Source organism: Enterococcus sp. M-BR2 (assembly GCF_056612775.1).
On record NZ_CM152743.1, the window covers coordinates 734,122 to 754,198 of the forward strand.

Consider the following 20,077-nt stretch of genomic DNA (forward strand, 5'->3'; position numbering starts at 1 on the left):
TTTTAAGTCTTTCATTGATTAAACGAAAAAGTAAACGGATTCAAACGAATACACGACATCTTTTGTTAGATTTTCACAACTGACTGTCGTGTTCTCATCATTTTCATTTTATATAATTCCTTTATCAAATAGAAGGTAATTATATGGAGAGTGATTGAAATGAAGAAAACAGCGACCGTATTATTTGTTATTCTTGGGCTAAGTATAATTGCAGCAATGATTGGAATCAGTACTTCTGCAAATGAACGGACAAATGAAAATCTTTCATTTACTGTGAAAACTGATCGGATCGTTTATGACGTGACACAACAAGTCATTACTATTCTGATCAAAACAAATAAAAGCGTGAATGCTAGTGATATACATGCTGTTCTAACATATGGTTGGGATGGTAATGGAAGTTCAGAAAAGGTTATTGGGGAAGTTTATTTAAAGGACGTACAATGGACCGCTGGTATTGAGTATACAATAATGATTTCTGCAGAACTATCGATTGATGAGATCAAGAGTAAAGATAAAGTTGATTTGATTGTTTTTTATGATGGACAGATGACGATTACGGAGAATTTGAAACCAAGTAGTTGGACAGTTGTTGGACCGTCGAGCAGTACGGATAGTACGAGTAGTGAAAGCAGTACAGAAAGTACGAGTAGTGAAAGCAGTACAGAAAGTACGAGTAGTGAAAGCAGTACAGAGAGTACGAGCAGTGAAAGCAATACGGAGAGTACAAGCAGTGAAAGCAGTACGGATAGTACGAGCAGTGAAAGCAGTACAGAGAGTACGAGCAGTGAAAGCAGTACGGATAGTACGAGTAGTGAAAGTAGCACAGGAAACACAAGTAGCGAAAGCAGCACAGGAAAAGTAAATAATGAACTTGATTTGGTACCTATCATACCAACTAAGGAACAAAAGAGAAATGCAGGGAGCAACCTAAAAAGTGTGCTAAAACAGTCTGATTTTGTTTCTCGTGGAATTGATCATCAAGAAAAAGCGAAAGAAACAGATAAGAGAAAAAGCGATTTACCAGAAACTGGTAGTAGAACCATAAACAAGCTAATTACATGGATGGGTGTGTTACTCATTTTGATTGTAGGAGCAAGCTATTTTCGTTCTCTCTTCCATCGAGTGAAATAAAGAATAAAAGCAACAGATTTAAAATTGAATAAAACGATAGATTTTTGAGTGAATATTTCATTCGAGAGTGCTGTATTGCCTGGCGAAGTTGTAGCTTTGCCAGGTTTATTTTTGTTTACTAACATATTTGGGAAACAGGAAATAACAGGAACGCAAAGATTATTTTCTTTAAAATCAACAAGATGACCAGAAAGCAAGAGTTCGTTGAGCTCTTGTTTTCTTTTAGTTTTAGGAAGGAACATCCTGATTTTATCTTCGCTAAATCCAGTCAAAAGTTTTGCAGGTTGGTCGTAGATAATCGGTTTTTTCAATAAAGAAGGGGACGTACGAATCTCAATATATAGTTCACTCAAACTGAGCTCATCTATTCTGTGAACAAGATTTTTATAACTAATAGAATGAGTAGAGAGCATTTCGGTCACGCCATTGTTTGTCAATTTTAGTAAGTGGATAAATTCATTTTTGGTTAGTGGTTGACGAATTAAGTTCTGTTCGATAAACGGTATATCATGTGTGATAAGCCAACGTTTTGCGCGTCTAGAAGACGAGCAACTAGAACCTATATATAATTTAATCATGATACATTCCTCCAATAGCTAAATATTTATGAAATAATAACATGAAGAAATAGTCGAAAAGTGCCATTTATAGGTGTAAAATAAGAAATTGTTGTCACGTATAAAGGAACTAACTAGATAAGAAATACTATTAAATCAAGAAAGAAGGCATACGTATGTCAAACACAGCCGACGCATTCGTAGTGATCGATTTACAAAAAGGGGTATGTTTTGATTCTTCGACGATACACGGATTAAAAACAGTGACAGCATTAGTGAATAAAAGAATCAAAGCATACGAAACGATTGGAAAGCCAGTTATTTTCGTTCAACACGAAGATGATCAATTAGTACCAAAAACAAAACCATGGGAGCTATTGTCGGAATTATCTATTCCTGAACACAGTTATTTTGTGAGAAAAACCCATGCGAATTCATTTTATAAGACTAATTTGAGTATGTTATTAACTGAATTGGACTGTCATTCGATCGAATTATGTGGGGCGCAAACAGAGTATTGTATAGATACGACTGTGAAGTTTGCTCATGGATTAGGATACCAGCTTATGATGTGCAGAGGAGCAGCGACGACTTATGATCATCCTTTTATGAAAGCAAAGGAAACAATCGCTTTTTACGAAAAGATTTGGGATAAACGATTTCTGACATTTTTGGAGCAATAAGTTGTTTCATCGTTTAAAGAAAAGCAGAATGGATACTGGTTTATCCATTCTGCTTTGTTACGTAAATTGAGAAAATAATCCTGTTCTATTTTTATGGGATAAACCGTTTGTTTTTTGTATAAAAAATGTTTGCGTTTACATATAATTCTCCTAGAATCATAAAAAGGAGTGAATCGATTGAGAACAAAACAAGTGTTAAAGGGAGCGTTGGTCGTCTTATTTGCTGTAAGTACAAACGTCCCGCAATGGTCAGTATATGGAGAGAGTATCTTTTCCGAATCGGGATCTAGGGAGGTCGAAACCACGGAAACAACTGATGCTAGAAACGAAACGAAATCGAGTACTTCACAAACAGAAACAAGTACTGAAACAACGGCTGAGACATCTGTTACTAGCACAGATCAAGAAACGACCGCTACCACAGATAACCAACAAACAGATGAAGCAACAGCTACAAAAACGCCAAACGACAAATCCTCTTCTGCTAAAGTAAGTGACAAAGAGAATGGGACAGAAAATGATGATATCGGTAAAGGCGAAAACTTCAATGGTAAGAAATATCTTAATTACTTCGGTAAACAGATGACAGATATACTTAATGGACCAGTAGATGAAATTAACGCACGACTAATAGGTTTAGTATTAAGTGAGCTTTTTGGTAAGGATTATGGTGTAGACAAAGAGATTATCAAACATCTGATTGCTACTTATCTATTGTATGATATCGCTTTTTCTAAAAATAGTGTGTTGATGTCAATGCTTGGAGGTACAGATGATGGTACGACGCCTACAGAAAACACAGGCTTCTATCCAAACACAAAACAACTTCATCAAACTGTACTAAACAAACAAGACGGCAAAATGATGGATGTGTATGCTTACTATGTCGACCAGGGTTCAGATAAAACAGTCATGATCCATGGCGGATTTAGAGGGAATTGGAATAATGGGATCGTTACAGAAGAATACAATGATTTTTATAAGGCAGGGTATAATTTATTATTTGTTGATTCCAGAGCAACTGGTAACAGTGGAGGCGATTATGTAACCTATGGACAATATGAATCAGATGATGTCCTTTACTGGATCAATCAAGAAGTTCGAGAACGTCCATCTCAAAAGATCCTGCTGTATGGTGGTTCCATGGGAGCAGCTACGATGATGTCTGTATTAGCAAAAGATATCCCAGTCAATGTCAAAGGAATTATTGAAAATTGCGGATTTGCATCAATCGATGAACAACTACGTTTTACGTATAGCCAGACAGTAGTCCCTGCATTACCGCCTGCCATAAAAAATCAGTTAGACATCATTGGGGATCAAGAGCATGAAGATTTGTTTATGGGGCTTTTGAAACAATATTATTTTGATCAGGAGATGCATTTGGATCCGACAGCCGCTCTACCTACGATTGGAATGTCTGGTTCATTGCCTAAATTGATCATCCATGGAACGGCAGATGATGTAGTACCTGTGTCTAACGCGCAAAAACTATATGAGTTAGCAGGAGGATATAAAGACCTTTTATTGGTAGAAGGAGCAGGGCATGGAAAGGCACAGGAAGTTGACCATGCTGCCTACACGAAACATGTAACGGACTTTTTGAAAGTAGTGTTCCATGATCAGATAAACGTGAAATATGTGGATGAAAACAATAAAAGTCTACTCAAAGACCAGGACGAAATCCGGCTTTACGGAGCTTATGGAGAGAATTATGTGACAGAGCAAAAGACATTCGAAGGATACGAATTAGCAAATGTTGAAGGACCGACTGAAGGGGTTTTTAACGAGACGACACCAACTATTATTTACCATTACAAAAAAATCCCAGTAGTTCCACCAAAAAAACAAGATCCGGCAGAGAATGCAGACAATAAGGGAAAGGATGGACCTCGAGATGATCAATCAAGTGATGATACGCTACCGATTCAGATGACAGTGAAAGTACAAAAAAAGACAGATACAAAAAAAGGAATGTTGCCGAAAACTGGGGAAAAGAAACATTCGCTTCTCATTTATTCAGGTGGATTTTTATCTGCTAGCACGATTATCACATGGATTTGGCGAAGAAAGAGAGGGTAAATGAATGAAATGGTTCAAGCGAATAGTGATTGCAGTGCCAGTTATCATCGTAGTTATTTTAGTCACTGTATTTTTGATTAATCAAATCACACCAAAGCCGATTAGTTTGCTTGTTAGAAAACAATTTGACACAAGTGAAAAAGAACAAGTATATGCCAGACCAGACGATTTCCAGCAAAAAATCAAACAAATCGATAGAAATAAAGAAATAACTTATCCTTCAAAGTACAAAAACAATCATATGGATATCTACACACCGAAAACGGAGAAGAAAAAGTTGCCCATCCTTTTCTGGATGCATGGAGGCGCATATGTAGTAGGGGATAAAAACGATTGTCGTGATTATTTGGAATACCTATGTTCAGACACGCAGCAGATCGTCGTAAATATCGATTATGAACGATCACCTGAAGCAAAGCATCCTACACCAGTTATCCAATTGAACGAAGCCATTCAAGCAGCCAAAAAAGAGATAAAAGAGCAAGCGGATTGGTCGAATATTTCGATTGGTGGCGATTCAGCAGGCGCACAAATTAGCGGAGAGTATTTGTTAGCACTTCAAAACGAAGAAATCAAAAAAGCCGATCAACTTGATCCAACTTTGGAGAACAAGCAGATCACAAAATTTGTTTCTTTGTCTGGACTACTAGACTTTTCTGCATTTACCCAAGTAAGTGATAAGATTTCTAGCTTTCTTTATGCAAAATGTGGATGGGCTTATTTTGATAGTAAGAACTTTGAACGTTTAGAAGACGTCAAACATTTAGCTTTAGCAAGACATGCAGACCGTTGGACGCAAAAAACATTCTTGACGGATGGGAACACAAATACGTTTACGAAACAAATGGAACAAACAGCTTCTGCATTTGAAAAAGTAGGAGTGAAAGTCACAAAAGTAGACTATACGAAGAAAAATGTTGTCTTGAACCATGAATATCAGTTTGATTTTAGTAATAAACAAGCGCAAGAAACATACCAAAAATTAGTAGCATTTTTCAAGGAATAAACGCTCATGATGTAAAAGAGGATGTGAAGAAACTGCTTAGTTCCGAGTCAGAAGGAACTAAGCAGCTTCTCAGGTTTGATGAATAGTGGGACTGGTGACTGAAGAGCTTGTAGGTACCGTGTATCAGTTCTCGCGAAAGAGACGTCCAGCCTATTGTCAAAAGATTGTTTATGGAAAATATTTATTCGGAATAAGGAAAGGTGATATGTTTTTTTTTACGGTCTCTTTTACGTAAATTTTATAGTCAGATTTGTTGTTTCGATCGTTTAAAAAAGGCAACAAATCCGAATCCAGCGGAGGCAAAAAGGGATAAAAGACCGAGCGGTAAGCAAAAGAATGCTGGTTCTACTAATATTCCGTTGTTATTGATATAAGGCTGGGAGCAAAGATGAATAGCAAATAAAATCAATGCACTAGCGAAAAAAAGCAAAGAAATATGAATAGCTTTCATACGCAGCACCTCCTTTTTTTATAATTATAGGATAGATAGATTAAGAATTCATAAATGTGTCAAGTTTGTTAGAACGTGAACAAAAAATACCATCCATCTATCATAAGTAAGTTTGGAGCAAAGTTATCTCATGATAAATGAAAAAGGATTCATCCATCATATAGATAGGAAGTTCATTAGTATATGTCTAGACCAATAATGGAAAATATGAGAAAATAATAGAAAAAGTTTAGGATACCCCCCAAAAAGAATTTCCCCAAAAAATCGATGTATCCTAAACTTTTTTATTTTACATAACAATCATAACAACTGTGAAATAAAATTACAAACGATAACCTAATATGTATTCGAAAGCCAGTTTTATCCGGAGAATGCTTGATTCATCAAATATTTATTTTTATTTTTTAGAAAATAAGAAACAAAACTAATAAAAAAAAGAAAAAATAAATTTTTTCCCTACTGTATACTATCCTTGTTATCGCATCTAATAAGTCACTCGAATAATACCAATACAACCTTCTCCAAAGATGTGATAACATACGTTCTAACCCACCGACTATTGATGTTCTGTACCACCCTTACAGAACCCGAAAAGCCACTACCAAATATTTGGTAATGGCTTTTTAGGTTTTAATGGATTTTTTACTTTTTCTGTTATAGTAGGATTCTTCCTTTTTTTAAAAAATATTTAGTTGATTGAGTTAGTCGAATACAATCGTCAATTAGATGGAGGGTTGTCAGAAGAGAAGAAGTTATTGAAAACACAAAACGCACCTACTGTTATCATCCAGTAGATGCGTTTAAAGAGAAGAACGAGAATCGTCCATATGAGGGTTTCCACTCCTTATGCAGATTTTTTTAATTCTTGCACTGCTTGTTCGATCGTAACACCTGTTGCTACATGATTGCTATTTTCTTTGTCAAAAACGACAAAGAGATTCAAATCCGTATCCAAGGTTACTCGATATTGTATATCTTTGTTATAGAATGTCATAGCCATTCTCCTTTCTTTAAATACTTGCTGAAAGGCAACGAACACGTTGATAACGAAATTCCATTTATAAGTATATCACCAGTTGAAAGGTTTTCATAGTTAAGAAAGTTTAAAGTCAAAATTTAGCAATCATGTTGTAAAATAAAGTGGGGAGGGAACACAATGACAACTATATTTATAAATGCAAGTCCAAACAAAGAAGGTATGACTAGTAAGTGGGGAGCGAAAGTTCTAGAAGGAATAGATTATGAGAGGATCGATCTTGTAGATTTTCATATTGCCCAATTAGGTCAAGTCAAAGCTAATGATGATTTTGATGCCGTCATGGATAGATTGGCGAAGGCGAACTACGTAGTTATTGGTACACCGATTTATTGGTGGGATATTAGTGGACTGCTTAAAACGTTTATTGACCGTTGGACAGAATTATTCCAAATCGGACTTGATTCAGAAAACGCGCCATTACACCAGTTACCAGTACTATGGATCGTTCAAGGAGCAGCGCCAGAAGAAGCCATACCAGGCATAGAGAGAATGCTAGAAAATATTAGTAAACGATTCGTGATGGATTCACAAGGAATACTATATCAAAAGAAACAAATCTCTGAAGCAAACAGACAACTTAAACAAATGCTAGTATATAAAAACAAATAAATGGAGAACAATAGGCGGCTCAAACGCGGTTATCCAACTTTTTTATCGATTCGAAGACAATAAGTTTTATATTTTATTGCATTATTCTTGTGTTATTAGAAAAAGCATGATATATTAAATAAGTAATCTATTTTGAAACGTAATTTGAGCGATATATCTACATAGATAAAACTCCTTTTGCCTATCAAATATTTATTGCAACGAAAAAACGTACATTGATACGTATCAGGAGGAATTTATTTATGAATAACGGTACAGTAAAATGGTTCAACGCAGACAAAGGTTTTGGCTTCATCACTGGTGAAGATGGAAATGATGTATTTGCACATTTCTCAGCTATCCAAGGCGACGGTTTCAAAACTTTAGAAGAAGGCCAAGCAGTGTCTTACGATGTTGAAGATGGTCAACGTGGCCCTCAAGCAACAAACATTGTTAAAGCTTAATAAAAATTGACTTTTAACCGTCTTTTCTTTCGAAAAGACGGTTTTTTTTGTACGAAGAAATTCATTGATCGTTGAATAGGCGGAAGGATGTTTTTCTTGGTGCTTTTTTTGCTTCGTCCTTTGCTTTTTCATTTCATAGCTGTGTTTGTTTGTCAATAGGTATTTTCGAGAAGTATTTTACATAAAGTGGTGTATCGATTATTAAAACAATAAAAAAACAGATCAACTATTACTTTTGCATAATTATTTAAAGAAAATTAAAACGAAAAAGCCTAATAGTAGTAAGATTTTAAAAGGATTTTTTTGTTTTTAGATAACGATATTTATTTGATTAATTTTAATTATGTCTTTTATTTTAAATGTATTGAGCTTATTTTTTTTATTTAAAAATAACTATGTTATGTATTATGAAAGTTATAAGAGTTTTTAAATAAAATTTAAGAACATTTAGAAATTATTAAGCTTTAACTGAAAATAAAAAAACGAAATGTTATTATTTTAGTCTGTTTTCAGGGGGGGATAATCTTATGATAAAAAAACTATTTTTACTATCAACATTAACACTAGCAATGGCAGGTTGTTCTACAACCGATTCGGCAACTGAATCAACAACAGAAACAACTGAAGACACGACAGAAGAGGTAAAAGTTGAGACGATCACAGAAGCCGAAGTCGACGAAGCACGGGAACGCTGGGCAGAAGCAATCATAAGTATCGGTGCAGCAAGCGAGGAAGGTATGGAGGAAGCAACAGAAAAAGCAGAAGAAGTCATCGAGACATTGTATGCATACGACGAAGGTGCTGTGCTTTTTAAACCAACTAAAGCTGCAGAGTTACCATTCAGGGCAACAAAAGAAGAAGCACTTTCTTATTTCGTTGGCGGTGATATCAGCGAAGATTCTGGTTTTGCGTTAGAACCTTGGACAGACATCCGCTTCGACAATCATGAAACGATCATCGATACGGATTCAGCAATCGCATCAGGAGAATATTACTTTACTTCTGGGAAAAGGGGTGATGAAACAAAAGTAGAATATACTTTCGGATTTATACGTGATGACGAAGGTAACCTGAGAATCAACTTGCACCATTCGAGCTTACCCTACGTTGGTTAAGACTTTTTCGATGAGTAAAGAGTAGAAGAGTTTTTCATGTTATATTAGAGCGTGGGACAAAAGTAAAGAAAAACTTTTGTCTCACGCTCTAAACATGTGTAAACGGCGGAAGCAGAAGCAACTCCTTCGGAAATAAGCTGAAATTCACAAAGATTTGAAAAGCAATTTTCGTGAATTACCTCTTATTTCTTGGAGTTAAACGCTTCTATCCCAGCCTCTTTTTTAGGTAAGATAAATTCCTTTTTGCTCCAAATTTGCTAAACACTCTGCTAGATACACTACATCATGTTCCGGATAAATCGGAACGCTACGTTCTACAGTAGGCAAATCAAAAAATGCTTCGCATGATTTGCCACGGTACATAGGATCTGTCCATTCAGGTGCTGGGCTGTAGCCACGCTTTTCCATTTCGTCCATGACAAGTTGATGATATTGAAATAATTTATAAGGAGAATAGTGGAAGACATAATCTACAGTAGCGTGTTTCTTTCCCCAACCATTTCCTCTTAACGCACAGCATTCTCGATGTTGTCCTAAAAGCTGCTGACGAGGAAGCTTTGAAATCAATTTTTCATGCCATAAACGCATAGATACATCTCCTTTTTGTACATAGTTTGTTCACTTTAAACATTAAATGAAAAAACCAGCACAATAGCTGGAAAAAATCATTTCAGTTTGCTTGCTGTTTCTGAGCGACCAATCAGGTAGTCAACGGAAATATCGTAAAAGTCGGCGATGTAGATCAATTCAATGATACTTGGAATTTCTTCCCCTTGTTCGTATTTACGATATTTGAATAAAGGAATACTTAACGCGCTAGAAACAGCTACTTGGGATAAAGATCGGCCAGTTCTTAAAAAATTCAGACGACAACGTAAAGTATCCAGTAAAATAGCTTCTTCGATACTCATTTAATCACCTTTCATCATAATAGGATAGTTGTAATGACCATAGAAAGCTACACAAGCAATCAATAGGACTCAATGTTTTTTATTTAAACGTATCAAATAAAGAATGACGATTAATAGAGACAAAACCAACCCTGATAATTCTTCTACAAAAACACTATCAGGTTCAAAGTAGTTGTAATTAAAAACCTTCCACATAAAATAAATAACCGGAAGAGTCAAAACAGCTAAATAAAGCCGTTCTTTGTTCCAATGCATAAGATAAAAAATAATTGCGATCAGGACGACCGAAGGCAACCAAAACAAAACTCTAACCAACGTAATCATGTAACGGACTCCTCAACGTTTCTTCTAATAAAAGATAACATGTTATTGCATACATCACAAATGAAATGCTAGGAAAATCAAAGAAGAATAGACCGATGAAAAAGCGGAACAGCTCTCTGCTCATACGCGAGAACTGTTCCGCTAAATACAAGTTATCTATCTAGAAAAAATCAATGGATTGATATTTAAGTAATTCAATACATATAAAAAGAGGACGATTGCATTCATTAAAAAGGAAAGAATGATGATCCCGTAACGAATAGAAACATATTTAACAAATATTTCTGTCTGGACACGTGCATATTTTTTTCCTTTGTAGCTGATTATCATGATGAGAAGGAGAAGGGTGATCACACCTTGGAAAATCATTCCAACAAACAGGACTTCTGAACTTTGATGATTGTATTGGAGAAAGTAAGCTGCTGCCGCAACCAAATCGAATAAAATCGCAATAAATGGCAAAATAATCACTCCTAGCATTGAGAATCTTTAAAAGAATAACATTTCTTCTAAAATAAGCAAGTAAAAAATAGTCAAGTTTCAAGTCAAGTAAATAAGAATAAATATATCATATTATTTATATTTTGAAGCTTGTGAGCGTCTATAATTCGTGCTATAGTTAAAAAGTAACTAAAATATATCTCATGATGATGTACCTTTAGCTCAGTTGGTTAGAGCAGACGGCTCATAACCGTCCGGTCGTAGGTTCGAGTCCTACAAGGTACATAAGAGGTTGTGAAAAAGCTGCCCTGCATCAACTAATAAGAACAGCCAAGTAAAAACAGCTTCTCATGTTTGTTGAATATTGTGACTTGTGACTGAGGAGTTGGCAGGAGAACACTGTTTACCAAGGTGTCATGGAAAAGCCAATATACTTTTGTAGAAAAAGCACGTAAGACTGAAAACAGTTCTTCGTGCTTTTTCTTTTTTATTTGCTTGCTAAATGATAATAGAACTTATATAAAGAATAGACTGTAGCATACGTGTGACTGTCTATTTTTTAGGTTCAATGATCGAAACATTGAAATCTTTCAGAAGTTCCAACGCAGATTCTCCATGTTTTCTACTAGAAACTAACGTTTGATCAACAAAAAAGTCAGCTTCAGGAAACGCACTCTGCAAGCCTATCAAATTAGAGAGCACACATAAGTTTGTTTCGATCCCAACCACTTCGATCTCTTTTTGTTCTTCTTTGCTTTCAAACAAAGTCTCCTTGATTTCAGCTAAAGTTTCAGGGGGGATCGTAAAGTAATACTTTTTGATCACTCGTTCATTTCCTTGGGGAGAAAGAAGAGGGATCGATTGCAAATCTTCCCGTTCCTCTTCTTTGTCCTTCAGTTCGACTGGAATATCCCGTGTGAATAGAATATATTCCTTGTTTTTGCGTGCTTTAGCTAATCGTTTAGCAATGCGTTCCGCCAATTGGTCTGATTCTGGAATATAAAATTCGCTATTTGGATCAAGAATATGATTTTGCATATCGATAATAACTAACATTTTCTTTCCTCCTACGTTCATGACGTCATTTTTTTATTTTCAATAGAAGTTTTTTAAAATATAAGCAACCCCAGCTTCCTCATTCGTCAGTGTTACTTGGTTTGCAATTTCTTTTACTTGCCGCTGTGCATTCCCCATCGCAATACTCAACCCACTATAATTCAACATAGCAATGTCGTTTTCTTGATCGCCAAAAGCCATGATATCACTCGACTCGATTCCAAGGTAATCCGCCAGAAAAACAAGTGAATGAGCTTTAGTGATACCTGTAGGCGTGATTTCTAAGAAATGCGGATCAGAGAATACTGAATTGATGCCGTCTGCTTGCAGATCTCTTTGTAACTTCTGTAGTTTTTCTTCACTCTTATCTGTTAACGCTAATTTAAGATAGCTAAGAGAAGGATCTTCTAACATATTTAAAATTTGATCAAAAGAATGATTCTGCAGATTGAAATGTTCATAATAGGGGTCGTCTTTGACAAGATTTGACTCATCGAATGTCAGCTGATCATCTTGGGTTTCTCGGCTGGCAATAATTGAGATTTTTGCTTCTTGAGCATAGAAGAAGGCTTTTTTCAGAGTATCGATATCTATTTTCGAACGTCTGAGAACCTTTGCCATCTTTCCATCCTTCATTTCAGCAATCAGCGAACCATTGGAAGAAATCAAATAGCCGCCGATCCCTAATTCGGAAAAAATATCTTTAGCAGAAATGCTGTTCCTTCCTGTAGCTACTGTTACGATTCCGCCATTTTCATCAAATTTCCGAAGTGCCTGGATATTTTCTTCTGGTATCTTTCCATTTCGATCAAGCAAGGTACCGTCTAAATCAATCGCTGCTAGTTTCATTTTATCTTCCTACTTTCTTTTTACATATCTATTTTCCTGTTACCTTAAGATTAAATGAGAAATTAAAAAAATGAAACTAACTTGCTTTGCCGTTATGAATTTTTTCAAAAAACATTCTTAAGAAAAAGGTGGCTATATATAGTAGTTTTTGGTCAATACCTTTGAATAAAAAGCCATGAAAAACAAATAGTTAGCGCTTACCAATGCATTTTGTAATAAAAAAAATTTAAAATATTCAATGAAAACAAAGCATATATTTTGCTTTAAAGCCAAATGAGGAATATTCTAGATGTAGAACAGGTTAGAAAAAGATTAGAAAAAGGAGTGATTTTGATGGAGAAGAGATACGGCGTAGTTCCTGTGGTGACTGCTTCAGACGAAAATTATGCTCCTTACTTGAGCGTGATGATCGCAACTGCATTAGAAAATTGCAATAAAGAAAGACGCATAAAATTTTATGTGATTGACGATGGTCTATCAGAATATAGTAAACAAGGATTGGAAGAAACGGTAAATAAATATTCAAGTAATGCAAGTATCCAATTCCTGACAGTGGAAAAAGATATCTACGAAGACTTCCTAGTCAGCGACCATATCACAACTACCGCTTACTTAAGAATTTCTTTACCCAACTTATTAGCTAAAGAGGATTATAAGAAAGTCCTTTACTTAGATTCAGATGTGTTAGTGCTAGACGATATCGTAAAACTATATGATGAACCATTAAATGGAAAAACGATCGGCGCCATTATCGATCCAGGACAAGTGAAAGCATTGGAAAGATTAGGAATAGATTCCGATGACTTGTACTTCAATTCAGGGGTGATGGTGATTGACATCGATCAATGGAATAAAAAAGAAATTACAGAAAAAACTATCCATTATTTAAGTGAAAATGGTGATCGAATCATTTATCACGATCAAGATGCTTTGAATGCTGTCCTTTATGAAGATTGGGAACAACTTCATCCAAAATGGAACATGCAGACTTCTTTGATTTTTGAACGACACCCAGCACCAAATGAAAAATATGAACGTCTGTATAAAGAAGGAAATGAAAAACCTTCAATCGTTCATTTTACAGGACATGATAAACCTTGGAATACGTTGAAAGATCATCCGTATACCAATTTATACTTAAAAAAATTAGCACACAGTACTCTAACGAAAGTAGGCGAGATCAATGAATAAAAAAGAAATAGCAGTAGTCGCAAGTTGTAACACAAAATTCGTACCGCATTTAGCTGCGTTATTTGTCTCAGTATTAGATAATTGCAACCCGTCTAAATTTGTTCGGTTCTATGTGATTGACGACGATATCGATTTTGAAAGCAAACAGCTTTTACGTTTCTCAGTGAAAAATGCACGAATGAATTCAGATGTAGAATTTTTGAAAATCAATAAAGAATTCTTTACAAATGTAGTAATCAGCGATCGTATTCCAGAAACAGCTTATTACCGCATAGCGATTCCGGAATTGTTCCGCGGCACGGAAGTTGAACGTATCTTATATATGGATTGCGACATGATTGCTTTACAAGATATCTCTAAATTATGGCGTCTTGACTTCGGTGATTCAATCGTAGCAGCTGTTGAAGACGCTGGGTTCCATCAACGATTAGAAAAAATGGAGATTCCAGCTAAATCAATGCGTTACTTCAACTCAGGATTGATGCTGATCAATGTAAAAAAATGGTTAGATGAAAATATTACGCAAAAAGTATTAGACTTCATCGAACATAATCCAGAAAAATTAAGGTTCCATGACCAAGATGCATTAAATGCAATCTTACATGATCGTTGGCTTCCGCTTCATCCGCGTTGGAATGCACAAGGCTATATCATGGCTAAAGCAAAGAAACATCCAACAGCAGCAGGTGAACGTGAATACGAAGAAACACGCAACAATCCTTACATTATCCATTTCTCAGGACATGTGAAACCTTGGAGCAAGGATTTTGAAGGACCAACGAAGAAATATTACGAAAAATATGCAGGGATGACGGCGTTCCGTTGTGTGGCTAAATTCCCTAAATATCCAAAATATGCAAAAATTCAACAAAAAACAGACGTAGTTGTTAAATAATACAAGACTACAACTGAACAGGGGGAGTAGGAATGGAAATTACACTGTCTAAAAATGCAGTAGAGACGTTAATCGAAAAAGTGGGGGAAAATACAAAAATTGCACTCGCTCTCATCAATGATTCCGATCCATTTTTAAGGGATAAAGGTGCTTTTGCAAAAGGCAGCTTTTTCCAAATCATTCCTTTTGTTTCGGAATTTGGAGAGTATGCAACAAAAATCGAGCATCCTTTACTGGAGATCTATACATCTAAAGTAGAACAAAGTTATTTCGGTAAACGACTAAACATGGACTTTAATAAACAGCTTGACAGCTTCTCATTAGAAAATGAAAGTGCAGTACTCGATTATAATATCAAATTAAAGAACTGCTTCTTCAGCTAATCGTTTTTGAAAAGTCCAGAAAGGAGGTATACATTGAGATACTACTTTGTGGATGATGAAAAGAAAGTCACAGAAACAGATGAAAACAAATACAATTGGCTTATTCTCGATAATAAAAAGCCAGAAGAGATCCAGCAGGCAATCAAAGAATTCGAGCTTCCAGATGATATTTTCGTAGGCACGGAATATCCGGAAGAAGTTTCTCGGATGGAGCGCCTTTATGAGACCAAATTAGCGCATCCATTTTCTTTGGTTGTGATCAATCTGGATCAGTCAGATAATCGTATCGAAAAAAAATTGACACCGATATCTTTTGTACTTTCCGATAATCTCTTGATTACATGTATTGATAGAAAGACCGATTTCGTGGATCGCTTGCTGACAAAGCATGGAGATCATTTAAACTCGTTTGAAAAGATCATCACGTATACATTACTGGATATTTATACCCATTACGTGAAAGAACTAAGAGAAATGAAGCATAGAATTGACGCTTTGGATAAAGCAGCTCGTAAAACGACGGAGAATGAGGAACTGTATAAACAGGCAGATCTTGAAAGAGACATTGTGTATATCGATCATACCTTAAGAGATCAGCAGAAAACGATGAATCAATTATGGAATTCTGAAACGTTTATCAAACGTTTAGACGATGAACAGTTGCTTTATGATGTCCATTTGAGGCAGCGCCAAACAGAAAAAATGATCGAGATCTATCGAGACTTATTGGAGAGTATTGGTGATTTATTCAATGGGATGATGGACAATAATCTAAACCACATCATGAAATATCTAGATTCAGCTGCACTAATCATCTCCGTTCCGGCGTTGTTTGCAGGGATTTGGGGAATGAATACAGGAGGGTTGCCGGGTAAAAGCTCTGCTTTAGGATTTATCCTCGTAGTATTCGGCTCTTTGATAGCAGCGGCGGTTTTAGGCTACCATCTATACCGAAAAGATTATACGAATTAAACAAACTATTTAAAACAGGTATCAAACAAAGAAATTTGTTTTGGCAATACAATTTAGAAAAACTAGGAGGAATACAGCAATGACAGAACCAAAATTAATCGATCCGCGAAATCTGTACCATACGGAGAAATTTCCTAAGCAAGATCAGGATACGCCAGCTTTACAACAGAACATGATTCCTGTTCCTGATTGCGGAGAAGAATCCTATGAGGGCAGTAATCAGCTGGAAAACCGACGTGTACTCATCACTGGTGGCGATTCAGGGATCGGTCGTGCAGCAGCGATTGCATTTGCTAGAGAAGGTGCAGACATCGCTCTTCAATTCTTCCCAGGAGAAGAAAAAGATGCAGAAGAAGTAGCTAAATACGTCAAAGATGCAGGACGTAAAATCGTCTTACTACCATTTGATCTTCGTGATGAACAAGCACCTAAAGAAATCATTGAAAAAGCAGTAAGTGAGCTTGGTGGGCTAGATACGATGGTATTGAATGCAGGACAGCAAATTTCTTGCCAGTCCATTGTTGAACTGCCACTTGAACAAATCAAAGACACATTCATGGTCAACATCATCGCTATGTTTGCTTTAGTGAAAGAAGCAGTTCCGCATATCCCAGCAGGAGGAGCGATTGTTACAACAACATCTGTCCAAGCCTTCAATCCAAGTGAACATTTATTGGATTATGCAGCAACAAAAGCTTCAATCGCTAACTTTACGATTGGCTTAGCAAAACAACTTGCTCCTAAGGGAATCCGTGTAAATGGCGTAGCACCTGGTCCAATCTGGACACCGCTGCAACTAGACGAAGGCCAGCCTTCTGATTCAATTCCTGAATTTGGTCAGCAAAGTTTACTAGAACGTGCAGGTCAGCCAGGAGAATTAGCACCGGTCTATGTCTTCTTAGCATCGAATAAAGCAAGTTATGTCACAGCTCAAATCTACGGAGTAACTGGTGGAGAAGCGATCAACTTATAAAAAGTTGATCGTTTCACCCCTATGAGGAGGTGCGAAAATGAATAAAGGAGTAAAAACGCTTGGAGTGATCGGAACGTTACTTTTGCTATCTATACTTTTGTTTGCGATACTATTAAGTGCAGCCTATCCACTGCCTTTTCAATTAGAGAAGTTTCGATTCTTTTCCATCACTAATTCATATGTGCAACAATATGTATTCTGGCTTGCTGTTGCATTTGCTATTTTGACGATTATCACGTTGCTTGTTTTCTTGTTTTATCCAAAAACGATCGGAACCTTTTTACTGAAACATGGTGATGGGGAGTTGACGTTGGATAAAAAAGCAATCGAAGGAATGGTTCGTTCTCACTTGCATGAAGATGAATTTATCCATTCACCAAAAGTAAATGTCAAAGCAACGAAAAACAAGATCGCCGTCAATGTAAAAGGGGAGTTGAAACGAACTTCAGCACTCATTGGTAAAACGGGAACATTGATGAAAGAAATCGAAAACGAAGTACAACACATATTAGGCACAAAAGAGTCAGTGAAAGTATCCGTGAAATACACAGGCTTTGAAGAACCAGCTAAACAAAGTAATGACCGCAAACGAGTAGAATAGGGGGGACCAAAATGAAAGAACTATTTTCGACATACAAGCTCCCTATCATCTTTGGGGTACTTGGGTTGATATTAGCCGTTTTATGGATAACCGTCGGCTTTTTCAAGACTTTATTGATCTTGATCATGGCCGCTATCGGTGTCGCTATCGGTTTTTATTTGAAACAAACGAAAATCTTAGATCACTATTTTAAATCTTAGGAGGAAACATCCATGAATAACAAAAATAATAATAACAATAAAATGAACAACCAAAAACCAGTGTCTGCACATCCAGACCCAACGACACCAAACCAATCAAATGGTGTGAACGATGAAAAGAACAAAACAGCACCAGTATCTGCACATCCAGATCCAGTCGTGCCAAATGTTCAACAAGGTGTAGAAGAAAAGAAACATGACGCAGAAAAACATGCGCCTCATCATCCCGGCTCTCCAGAATCTAAAGTTCCAGAACAACATGATGCAATCGATCCTTCTAAACCATTAGAGGAACAAAAGCACCCTTCTGATCATGCGAAAGCACAAGAAAAACTTGGTTCTGAACACTCAAATGGACAAGAAAAATTTGGTTCACAACATACAAATGACCAAGAAAACCATGACTCTGAGCAGGAAGATTCGACGCGCGGTGAGTTGAATTATGAAGACAAAGTGGTGCAAAAAATCATTGGAATCGCAATTGAACAAGTAGACGGTTTATTATCTGCAAACGGTGGTTTCTTCTCTAATGTGGCAGGAAAACTTGTGAATACAGATAATGTAACGGCTGGGATCGAAACAGAAGTCGGTAAAAAACAAGTAGCAGTTGACATGGATATCATTGTGGAATATGGCAAAGATATCGAAAAAATCTTTGAAGAAATGCAAGAAGTAATCGGCAAAGAAGTAAAAAATATGACACACTTAGACGTCATCGAAGTTAACGCTAACGTAGTGGACATCAAAACAAAAGAAGAATTTGAAAAAGATCAAGAAACAGTGCAAGACAAAGTAACTGACGCAGCGAAAAAAACCGGTGAATTTGCTTCTAATCAAACAGATAAAGTAAAATCAGCAGCTGGAAGCGGCGTTGAAAAAGTAAAAGAAAATACAGAGCCACGCGTTCAGTAATAAGGAAGCAAAACATTAGGAGGAACGAAACATGGGATTTATTTGGTCACTTATCGTCGGAGGAATTATCGGAGCAATTGCAGGAGCAATCACGAATAAAGGTTCTTCGATGGGGATTATTGCAAATGTCGTAGCAGGTTTAGTTGGATCAGCACTTGGCCAAGCATTATTAGGTTCTTGGGGACCAAGTATTGCAGGAATGGCAATCGTACCATCATTGATTGGTGCCATCATTTTAGTACTGATTGTCTCATTTTTTGCTAGAAAACTGTAAAAAGACTTTTAATAAAAAGGTCGTGAAAAAGCTGTTCTGCATCAAGTAATAAGAACAACCAAACAAAAATAGCTTTTCATATTTTTCGTTTGGTTGGGATTATTATCGAAGATGCAAGCTTTTTATTCGAAATAAGGGGCTGTGACAAGATTTTGTCATAGCCCCTTGTTTGTGTGGGTAAATTCCCAATTAGATTTTTAAAAGTTTTTTAAAGAAAAACCAGTATGTTGACCAGTTTTTCCTTAATTGTGTCTTTATTGATACAGAGAAGCTTTCTCCACCTTTTTTTAATAAAACAATGTCTCCCTAAATTTTCTTGAGAGAGGGAAGGTGAACATACAAAATAGTACGACCACTTGAAAGACCCAGATGATCCACAAATGAATCGTATGATACTGATGAAGTAAAAAGCAATGGATCAGAAACTCAAAGAGATTGAAAAAGACAAGGAAGAAATAATATCTCTTTTTTACTCTTGTCTGTTTTAGCCAATAATAGCTCGTAAAGTAATCTAGACAAACAAATAGAAGTAAACAAAGTTTCGTAAGAGCAGTAATCGCATCATGTTGCTCAGCTAGACGATTGACGAGCAGAAAGAATGTTGGTAATGGAATATAGATCACGAGTAATGAAAGAAAAAAGTAAACGATGAATGGCATACTATTTCTCCTAATTGTGTGAATTCGTCCTCATTTTAAAATAACGATATTTGTTTGTGAAGCTTTTTCGTGTCGTAACAAATGTTATCTAATTTATTTTTAAATAAATAATCATTATTATCAAATTAACGTTAAAAAGAAAAATGAGTAGTGGATCGTTGTTATTCGAAACATTCTGTCAAAAACTCCATATTAAATGGTAAAAAGTGGCATTACATAATAGAAAGAACCCCTTTACAGTATAAATGTGGGAGTTTGCTCCCGCATAAAAACAAAAAGAAAGGAGTGGGAGACACCCAGTTACGATTATGGGGGAG

General features: G+C 36.1%; 25 protein-coding genes, 1 tRNA gene and 1 pseudogene. 17 read left to right on the top strand and 10 right to left on the bottom strand.

All coding sequences use genetic code 11. The features are described 5' to 3' along the window. Positions 1-159 precede the first annotated feature (159 nt). A complete protein-coding gene (sgrA, locus tag AC1F25_RS03580; RefSeq protein WP_139907785.1) occupies positions 160-1,134 on the top strand; it encodes an LPXTG-anchored fibrinogen/nidogen-binding adhesin SgrA in 975 nt (324 codons plus the stop codon). Between the two features lie 212 nt (positions 1,135-1,346). Here the strand turns inward: sgrA and AC1F25_RS03585 are convergent. Beyond that, positions 1,347-1,712 (bottom strand): annotated as a pseudogene (locus tag AC1F25_RS03585) (Spx/MgsR family RNA polymerase-binding regulatory protein); the annotation flags it as partial. A gap of 155 nt (positions 1,713-1,867) precedes the next feature. Between AC1F25_RS03585 and AC1F25_RS03590 the strand changes: the two are divergent. The 3 genes from AC1F25_RS03590 to AC1F25_RS03600 all read left to right on the top strand — a co-directional run bounded on the left by AC1F25_RS03590 (position 1,868) and on the right by AC1F25_RS03600 (position 5,462). Further along, positions 1,868-2,374, top strand: coding sequence for a cysteine hydrolase family protein (locus AC1F25_RS03590; protein ID WP_070873025.1), 507 nt, complete (start codon positions 1,868-1,870; stop codon positions 2,372-2,374). Positions 2,375-2,542: 168 nt separating this feature from the next. Then, on the top strand, positions 2,543-4,456 hold the full coding sequence (locus AC1F25_RS03595; protein ID WP_479994261.1) for an alpha/beta fold hydrolase: 1,914 nt from the start codon (positions 2,543-2,545) through the stop codon (positions 4,454-4,456). 4 nt (positions 4,457-4,460) lie between these two features. After that, positions 4,461-5,462, top strand: a complete 1,002-nt coding sequence (locus AC1F25_RS03600; protein ID WP_479994262.1) for an alpha/beta hydrolase — start codon at positions 4,461-4,463, stop codon at positions 5,460-5,462. Positions 5,463-5,706: 244 nt separating this feature from the next. On the opposite strand, the gene AC1F25_RS03605 is transcribed toward AC1F25_RS03600, so the two are convergent. After that, on the bottom strand, positions 5,707-5,913 hold the full coding sequence (locus AC1F25_RS03605; protein ID WP_002306600.1) for a DUF3955 domain-containing protein: 207 nt from the start codon (positions 5,911-5,913) through the stop codon (positions 5,707-5,709). 844 nt (positions 5,914-6,757) lie between these two features. Next, positions 6,758-6,907, bottom strand: a complete 150-nt coding sequence (locus AC1F25_RS03610) for a hypothetical protein (protein ID WP_002293298.1) — start codon at positions 6,905-6,907, stop codon at positions 6,758-6,760. Between the two features lie 162 nt (positions 6,908-7,069). On the opposite strand from AC1F25_RS03610, the gene AC1F25_RS03615 reads away from it, so the two are divergent. From AC1F25_RS03615 to AC1F25_RS03625, 3 genes are all read left to right on the top strand, one after another. Then, positions 7,070-7,561, top strand: a complete 492-nt coding sequence (locus AC1F25_RS03615) for a flavodoxin family protein (protein ID WP_479994263.1) — start codon at positions 7,070-7,072, stop codon at positions 7,559-7,561. 242 nt (positions 7,562-7,803) lie between these two features. After that, entirely contained in the window at positions 7,804-8,004 is a 201-nt protein-coding gene (locus tag AC1F25_RS03620; RefSeq protein WP_002293303.1) for a cold-shock protein, read from the top strand. A 527-nt stretch (positions 8,005-8,531) separates the two neighbouring features. After that, positions 8,532-9,119 carry a hypothetical protein gene (locus AC1F25_RS03625; RefSeq protein ID WP_479994264.1) on the top strand — a complete coding sequence of 196 codons (588 nt, stop codon included), beginning with the start codon at positions 8,532-8,534 and terminating at the stop codon, positions 9,117-9,119. 222 nt (positions 9,120-9,341) lie between these two features. Here AC1F25_RS03625 and AC1F25_RS03630 read toward each other — a convergent pair whose 3' ends face one another. From AC1F25_RS03630 to AC1F25_RS03645, 4 genes are all read right to left on the bottom strand, one after another. Then, on the bottom strand, positions 9,342-9,707 hold the full coding sequence (locus AC1F25_RS03630; protein ID WP_070704618.1) for a TIGR02328 family protein: 366 nt from the start codon (positions 9,705-9,707) through the stop codon (positions 9,342-9,344). Between the two features lie 77 nt (positions 9,708-9,784). After that, the gene (locus AC1F25_RS03635; protein ID WP_002306609.1) at positions 9,785-10,030 is read right to left on the bottom strand and encodes a helix-turn-helix domain-containing protein; all 246 of its coding nucleotides are present in this window, start codon (positions 10,028-10,030) and stop codon (positions 9,785-9,787) included. 69 nt (positions 10,031-10,099) lie between these two features. Continuing rightward, on the bottom strand, positions 10,100-10,354 hold the full coding sequence (locus tag AC1F25_RS03640; protein WP_002306610.1) for a hypothetical protein: 255 nt from the start codon (positions 10,352-10,354) through the stop codon (positions 10,100-10,102). A 156-nt stretch (positions 10,355-10,510) separates the two neighbouring features. Then, entirely contained in the window at positions 10,511-10,834 is a 324-nt protein-coding gene (locus tag AC1F25_RS03645; RefSeq protein WP_002306612.1) for a hypothetical protein, read from the bottom strand. 172 nt (positions 10,835-11,006) lie between these two features. Between AC1F25_RS03645 and AC1F25_RS03650 the strand changes: the two genes are divergently transcribed. Continuing rightward, positions 11,007-11,080: transfer RNA gene (locus AC1F25_RS03650), tRNA-Ile, on the top strand. Between the two features lie 267 nt (positions 11,081-11,347). Here the strand turns inward: AC1F25_RS03650 and AC1F25_RS03655 are convergent. Both AC1F25_RS03655 and AC1F25_RS03660 read right to left on the bottom strand, forming a co-directional pair. Continuing rightward, a complete protein-coding gene (locus AC1F25_RS03655) occupies positions 11,348-11,851 on the bottom strand; it encodes a cysteine hydrolase family protein (RefSeq protein WP_087063886.1) in 504 nt (167 codons plus the stop codon). A gap of 39 nt (positions 11,852-11,890) precedes the next feature. Beyond that, positions 11,891-12,700, bottom strand: coding sequence for a Cof-type HAD-IIB family hydrolase (locus AC1F25_RS03660; protein ID WP_119364982.1), 810 nt, complete (start codon positions 12,698-12,700; stop codon positions 11,891-11,893). Positions 12,701-13,033: 333 nt separating this feature from the next. Here AC1F25_RS03660 and AC1F25_RS03665 point away from each other — a divergent pair, with 333 nt between their 5' ends. From AC1F25_RS03665 to AC1F25_RS03705, 9 genes are all read left to right on the top strand, one after another. After that, positions 13,034-13,891, top strand: coding sequence for a glycosyltransferase family 8 protein (locus AC1F25_RS03665; protein WP_119364983.1), 858 nt, complete (start codon positions 13,034-13,036; stop codon positions 13,889-13,891). Continuing rightward, on the top strand, positions 13,884-14,786 hold the full coding sequence (locus tag AC1F25_RS03670) for a glycosyltransferase family 8 protein (protein ID WP_002306618.1): 903 nt from the start codon (positions 13,884-13,886) through the stop codon (positions 14,784-14,786). Before AC1F25_RS03665 ends, AC1F25_RS03670 begins: the two co-directional genes overlap by 8 nt. Positions 14,787-14,818: 32 nt before the next feature. Further along, the gene (locus AC1F25_RS03675; protein WP_002291264.1) at positions 14,819-15,169 is read left to right on the top strand and encodes an iron-sulfur cluster biosynthesis family protein; all 351 of its coding nucleotides are present in this window, start codon (positions 14,819-14,821) and stop codon (positions 15,167-15,169) included. A 48-nt stretch (positions 15,170-15,217) separates the two neighbouring features. Beyond that, positions 15,218-16,141 (top strand): magnesium transporter CorA family protein, encoded by a 924-nt coding sequence (locus AC1F25_RS03680; protein ID WP_479994341.1) that lies wholly within the window; start codon positions 15,218-15,220, stop codon positions 16,139-16,141. A gap of 79 nt (positions 16,142-16,220) precedes the next feature. Beyond that, positions 16,221-17,114, top strand: coding sequence for an SDR family oxidoreductase (locus tag AC1F25_RS03685; protein ID WP_002306620.1), 894 nt, complete (start codon positions 16,221-16,223; stop codon positions 17,112-17,114). Between the two features lie 37 nt (positions 17,115-17,151). Further along, the gene (amaP, locus tag AC1F25_RS03690; protein ID WP_002306622.1) at positions 17,152-17,715 is read left to right on the top strand and encodes an alkaline shock response membrane anchor protein AmaP; all 564 of its coding nucleotides are present in this window, start codon (positions 17,152-17,154) and stop codon (positions 17,713-17,715) included. An 11-nt stretch (positions 17,716-17,726) separates the two neighbouring features. After that, positions 17,727-17,915, top strand: coding sequence for a DUF2273 domain-containing protein (locus AC1F25_RS03695; protein WP_002291274.1), 189 nt, complete (start codon positions 17,727-17,729; stop codon positions 17,913-17,915). Positions 17,916-17,927: 12 nt separating this feature from the next. Then, positions 17,928-18,827 carry an Asp23/Gls24 family envelope stress response protein gene (locus AC1F25_RS03700; RefSeq protein WP_479994265.1) on the top strand — a complete coding sequence of 300 codons (900 nt, stop codon included), beginning with the start codon at positions 17,928-17,930 and terminating at the stop codon, positions 18,825-18,827. A 31-nt stretch (positions 18,828-18,858) separates the two neighbouring features. Further along, positions 18,859-19,101, top strand: coding sequence for a GlsB/YeaQ/YmgE family stress response membrane protein (locus tag AC1F25_RS03705; protein ID WP_002291278.1), 243 nt, complete (start codon positions 18,859-18,861; stop codon positions 19,099-19,101). A gap of 287 nt (positions 19,102-19,388) precedes the next feature. On the opposite strand, the gene AC1F25_RS03710 is transcribed toward AC1F25_RS03705, so the two are convergent. Then, the gene (locus tag AC1F25_RS03710) at positions 19,389-19,760 is read right to left on the bottom strand and encodes a hypothetical protein (protein WP_002309162.1); all 372 of its coding nucleotides are present in this window, start codon (positions 19,758-19,760) and stop codon (positions 19,389-19,391) included. Positions 19,761-20,077: the final 317 nt, after the last annotated feature.

Coding starts and splice junctions, on each gene's coding strand:
- sgrA (WP_139907785.1), top strand. CDS start 160: ATGAAGAAAACAGCGACCGTATTATTTGTTATTCTTGGGCTAAGTATA.
- AC1F25_RS03590 (WP_070873025.1), top strand. CDS start 1,868: ATGTCAAACACAGCCGACGCATTCGTAGTGATCGATTTACAAAAAGGG.
- AC1F25_RS03600 (WP_479994262.1), top strand. CDS start 4,461: ATGAAATGGTTCAAGCGAATAGTGATTGCAGTGCCAGTTATCATCGTA.
- AC1F25_RS03605 (WP_002306600.1), bottom strand. CDS start 5,913: ATGAAAGCTATTCATATTTCTTTGCTTTTTTTCGCTAGTGCATTGATT.
- AC1F25_RS03610 (WP_002293298.1), bottom strand. CDS start 6,907: ATGACATTCTATAACAAAGATATACAATATCGAGTAACCTTGGATACG.
- AC1F25_RS03615 (WP_479994263.1), top strand. CDS start 7,070: ATGACAACTATATTTATAAATGCAAGTCCAAACAAAGAAGGTATGACT.
- AC1F25_RS03620 (WP_002293303.1), top strand. CDS start 7,804: ATGAATAACGGTACAGTAAAATGGTTCAACGCAGACAAAGGTTTTGGC.
- AC1F25_RS03625 (WP_479994264.1), top strand. CDS start 8,532: ATGATAAAAAAACTATTTTTACTATCAACATTAACACTAGCAATGGCA.
- AC1F25_RS03630 (WP_070704618.1), bottom strand. CDS start 9,707: ATGCGTTTATGGCATGAAAAATTGATTTCAAAGCTTCCTCGTCAGCAG.
- AC1F25_RS03635 (WP_002306609.1), bottom strand. CDS start 10,030: ATGAGTATCGAAGAAGCTATTTTACTGGATACTTTACGTTGTCGTCTG.
- AC1F25_RS03640 (WP_002306610.1), bottom strand. CDS start 10,354: ATGATTACGTTGGTTAGAGTTTTGTTTTGGTTGCCTTCGGTCGTCCTG.
- AC1F25_RS03645 (WP_002306612.1), bottom strand. CDS start 10,834: ATGCTAGGAGTGATTATTTTGCCATTTATTGCGATTTTATTCGATTTG.
- AC1F25_RS03655 (WP_087063886.1), bottom strand. CDS start 11,851: ATGTTAGTTATTATCGATATGCAAAATCATATTCTTGATCCAAATAGC.
- AC1F25_RS03660 (WP_119364982.1), bottom strand. CDS start 12,700: ATGAAACTAGCAGCGATTGATTTAGACGGTACCTTGCTTGATCGAAAT.
- AC1F25_RS03665 (WP_119364983.1), top strand. CDS start 13,034: ATGGAGAAGAGATACGGCGTAGTTCCTGTGGTGACTGCTTCAGACGAA.
- AC1F25_RS03670 (WP_002306618.1), top strand. CDS start 13,884: ATGAATAAAAAAGAAATAGCAGTAGTCGCAAGTTGTAACACAAAATTC.
- AC1F25_RS03675 (WP_002291264.1), top strand. CDS start 14,819: ATGGAAATTACACTGTCTAAAAATGCAGTAGAGACGTTAATCGAAAAA.
- AC1F25_RS03685 (WP_002306620.1), top strand. CDS start 16,221: ATGACAGAACCAAAATTAATCGATCCGCGAAATCTGTACCATACGGAG.
- amaP (WP_002306622.1), top strand. CDS start 17,152: ATGAATAAAGGAGTAAAAACGCTTGGAGTGATCGGAACGTTACTTTTG.
- AC1F25_RS03695 (WP_002291274.1), top strand. CDS start 17,727: ATGAAAGAACTATTTTCGACATACAAGCTCCCTATCATCTTTGGGGTA.
- AC1F25_RS03700 (WP_479994265.1), top strand. CDS start 17,928: ATGAATAACAAAAATAATAATAACAATAAAATGAACAACCAAAAACCA.
- AC1F25_RS03705 (WP_002291278.1), top strand. CDS start 18,859: ATGGGATTTATTTGGTCACTTATCGTCGGAGGAATTATCGGAGCAATT.
- AC1F25_RS03710 (WP_002309162.1), bottom strand. CDS start 19,760: ATGCCATTCATCGTTTACTTTTTTCTTTCATTACTCGTGATCTATATT.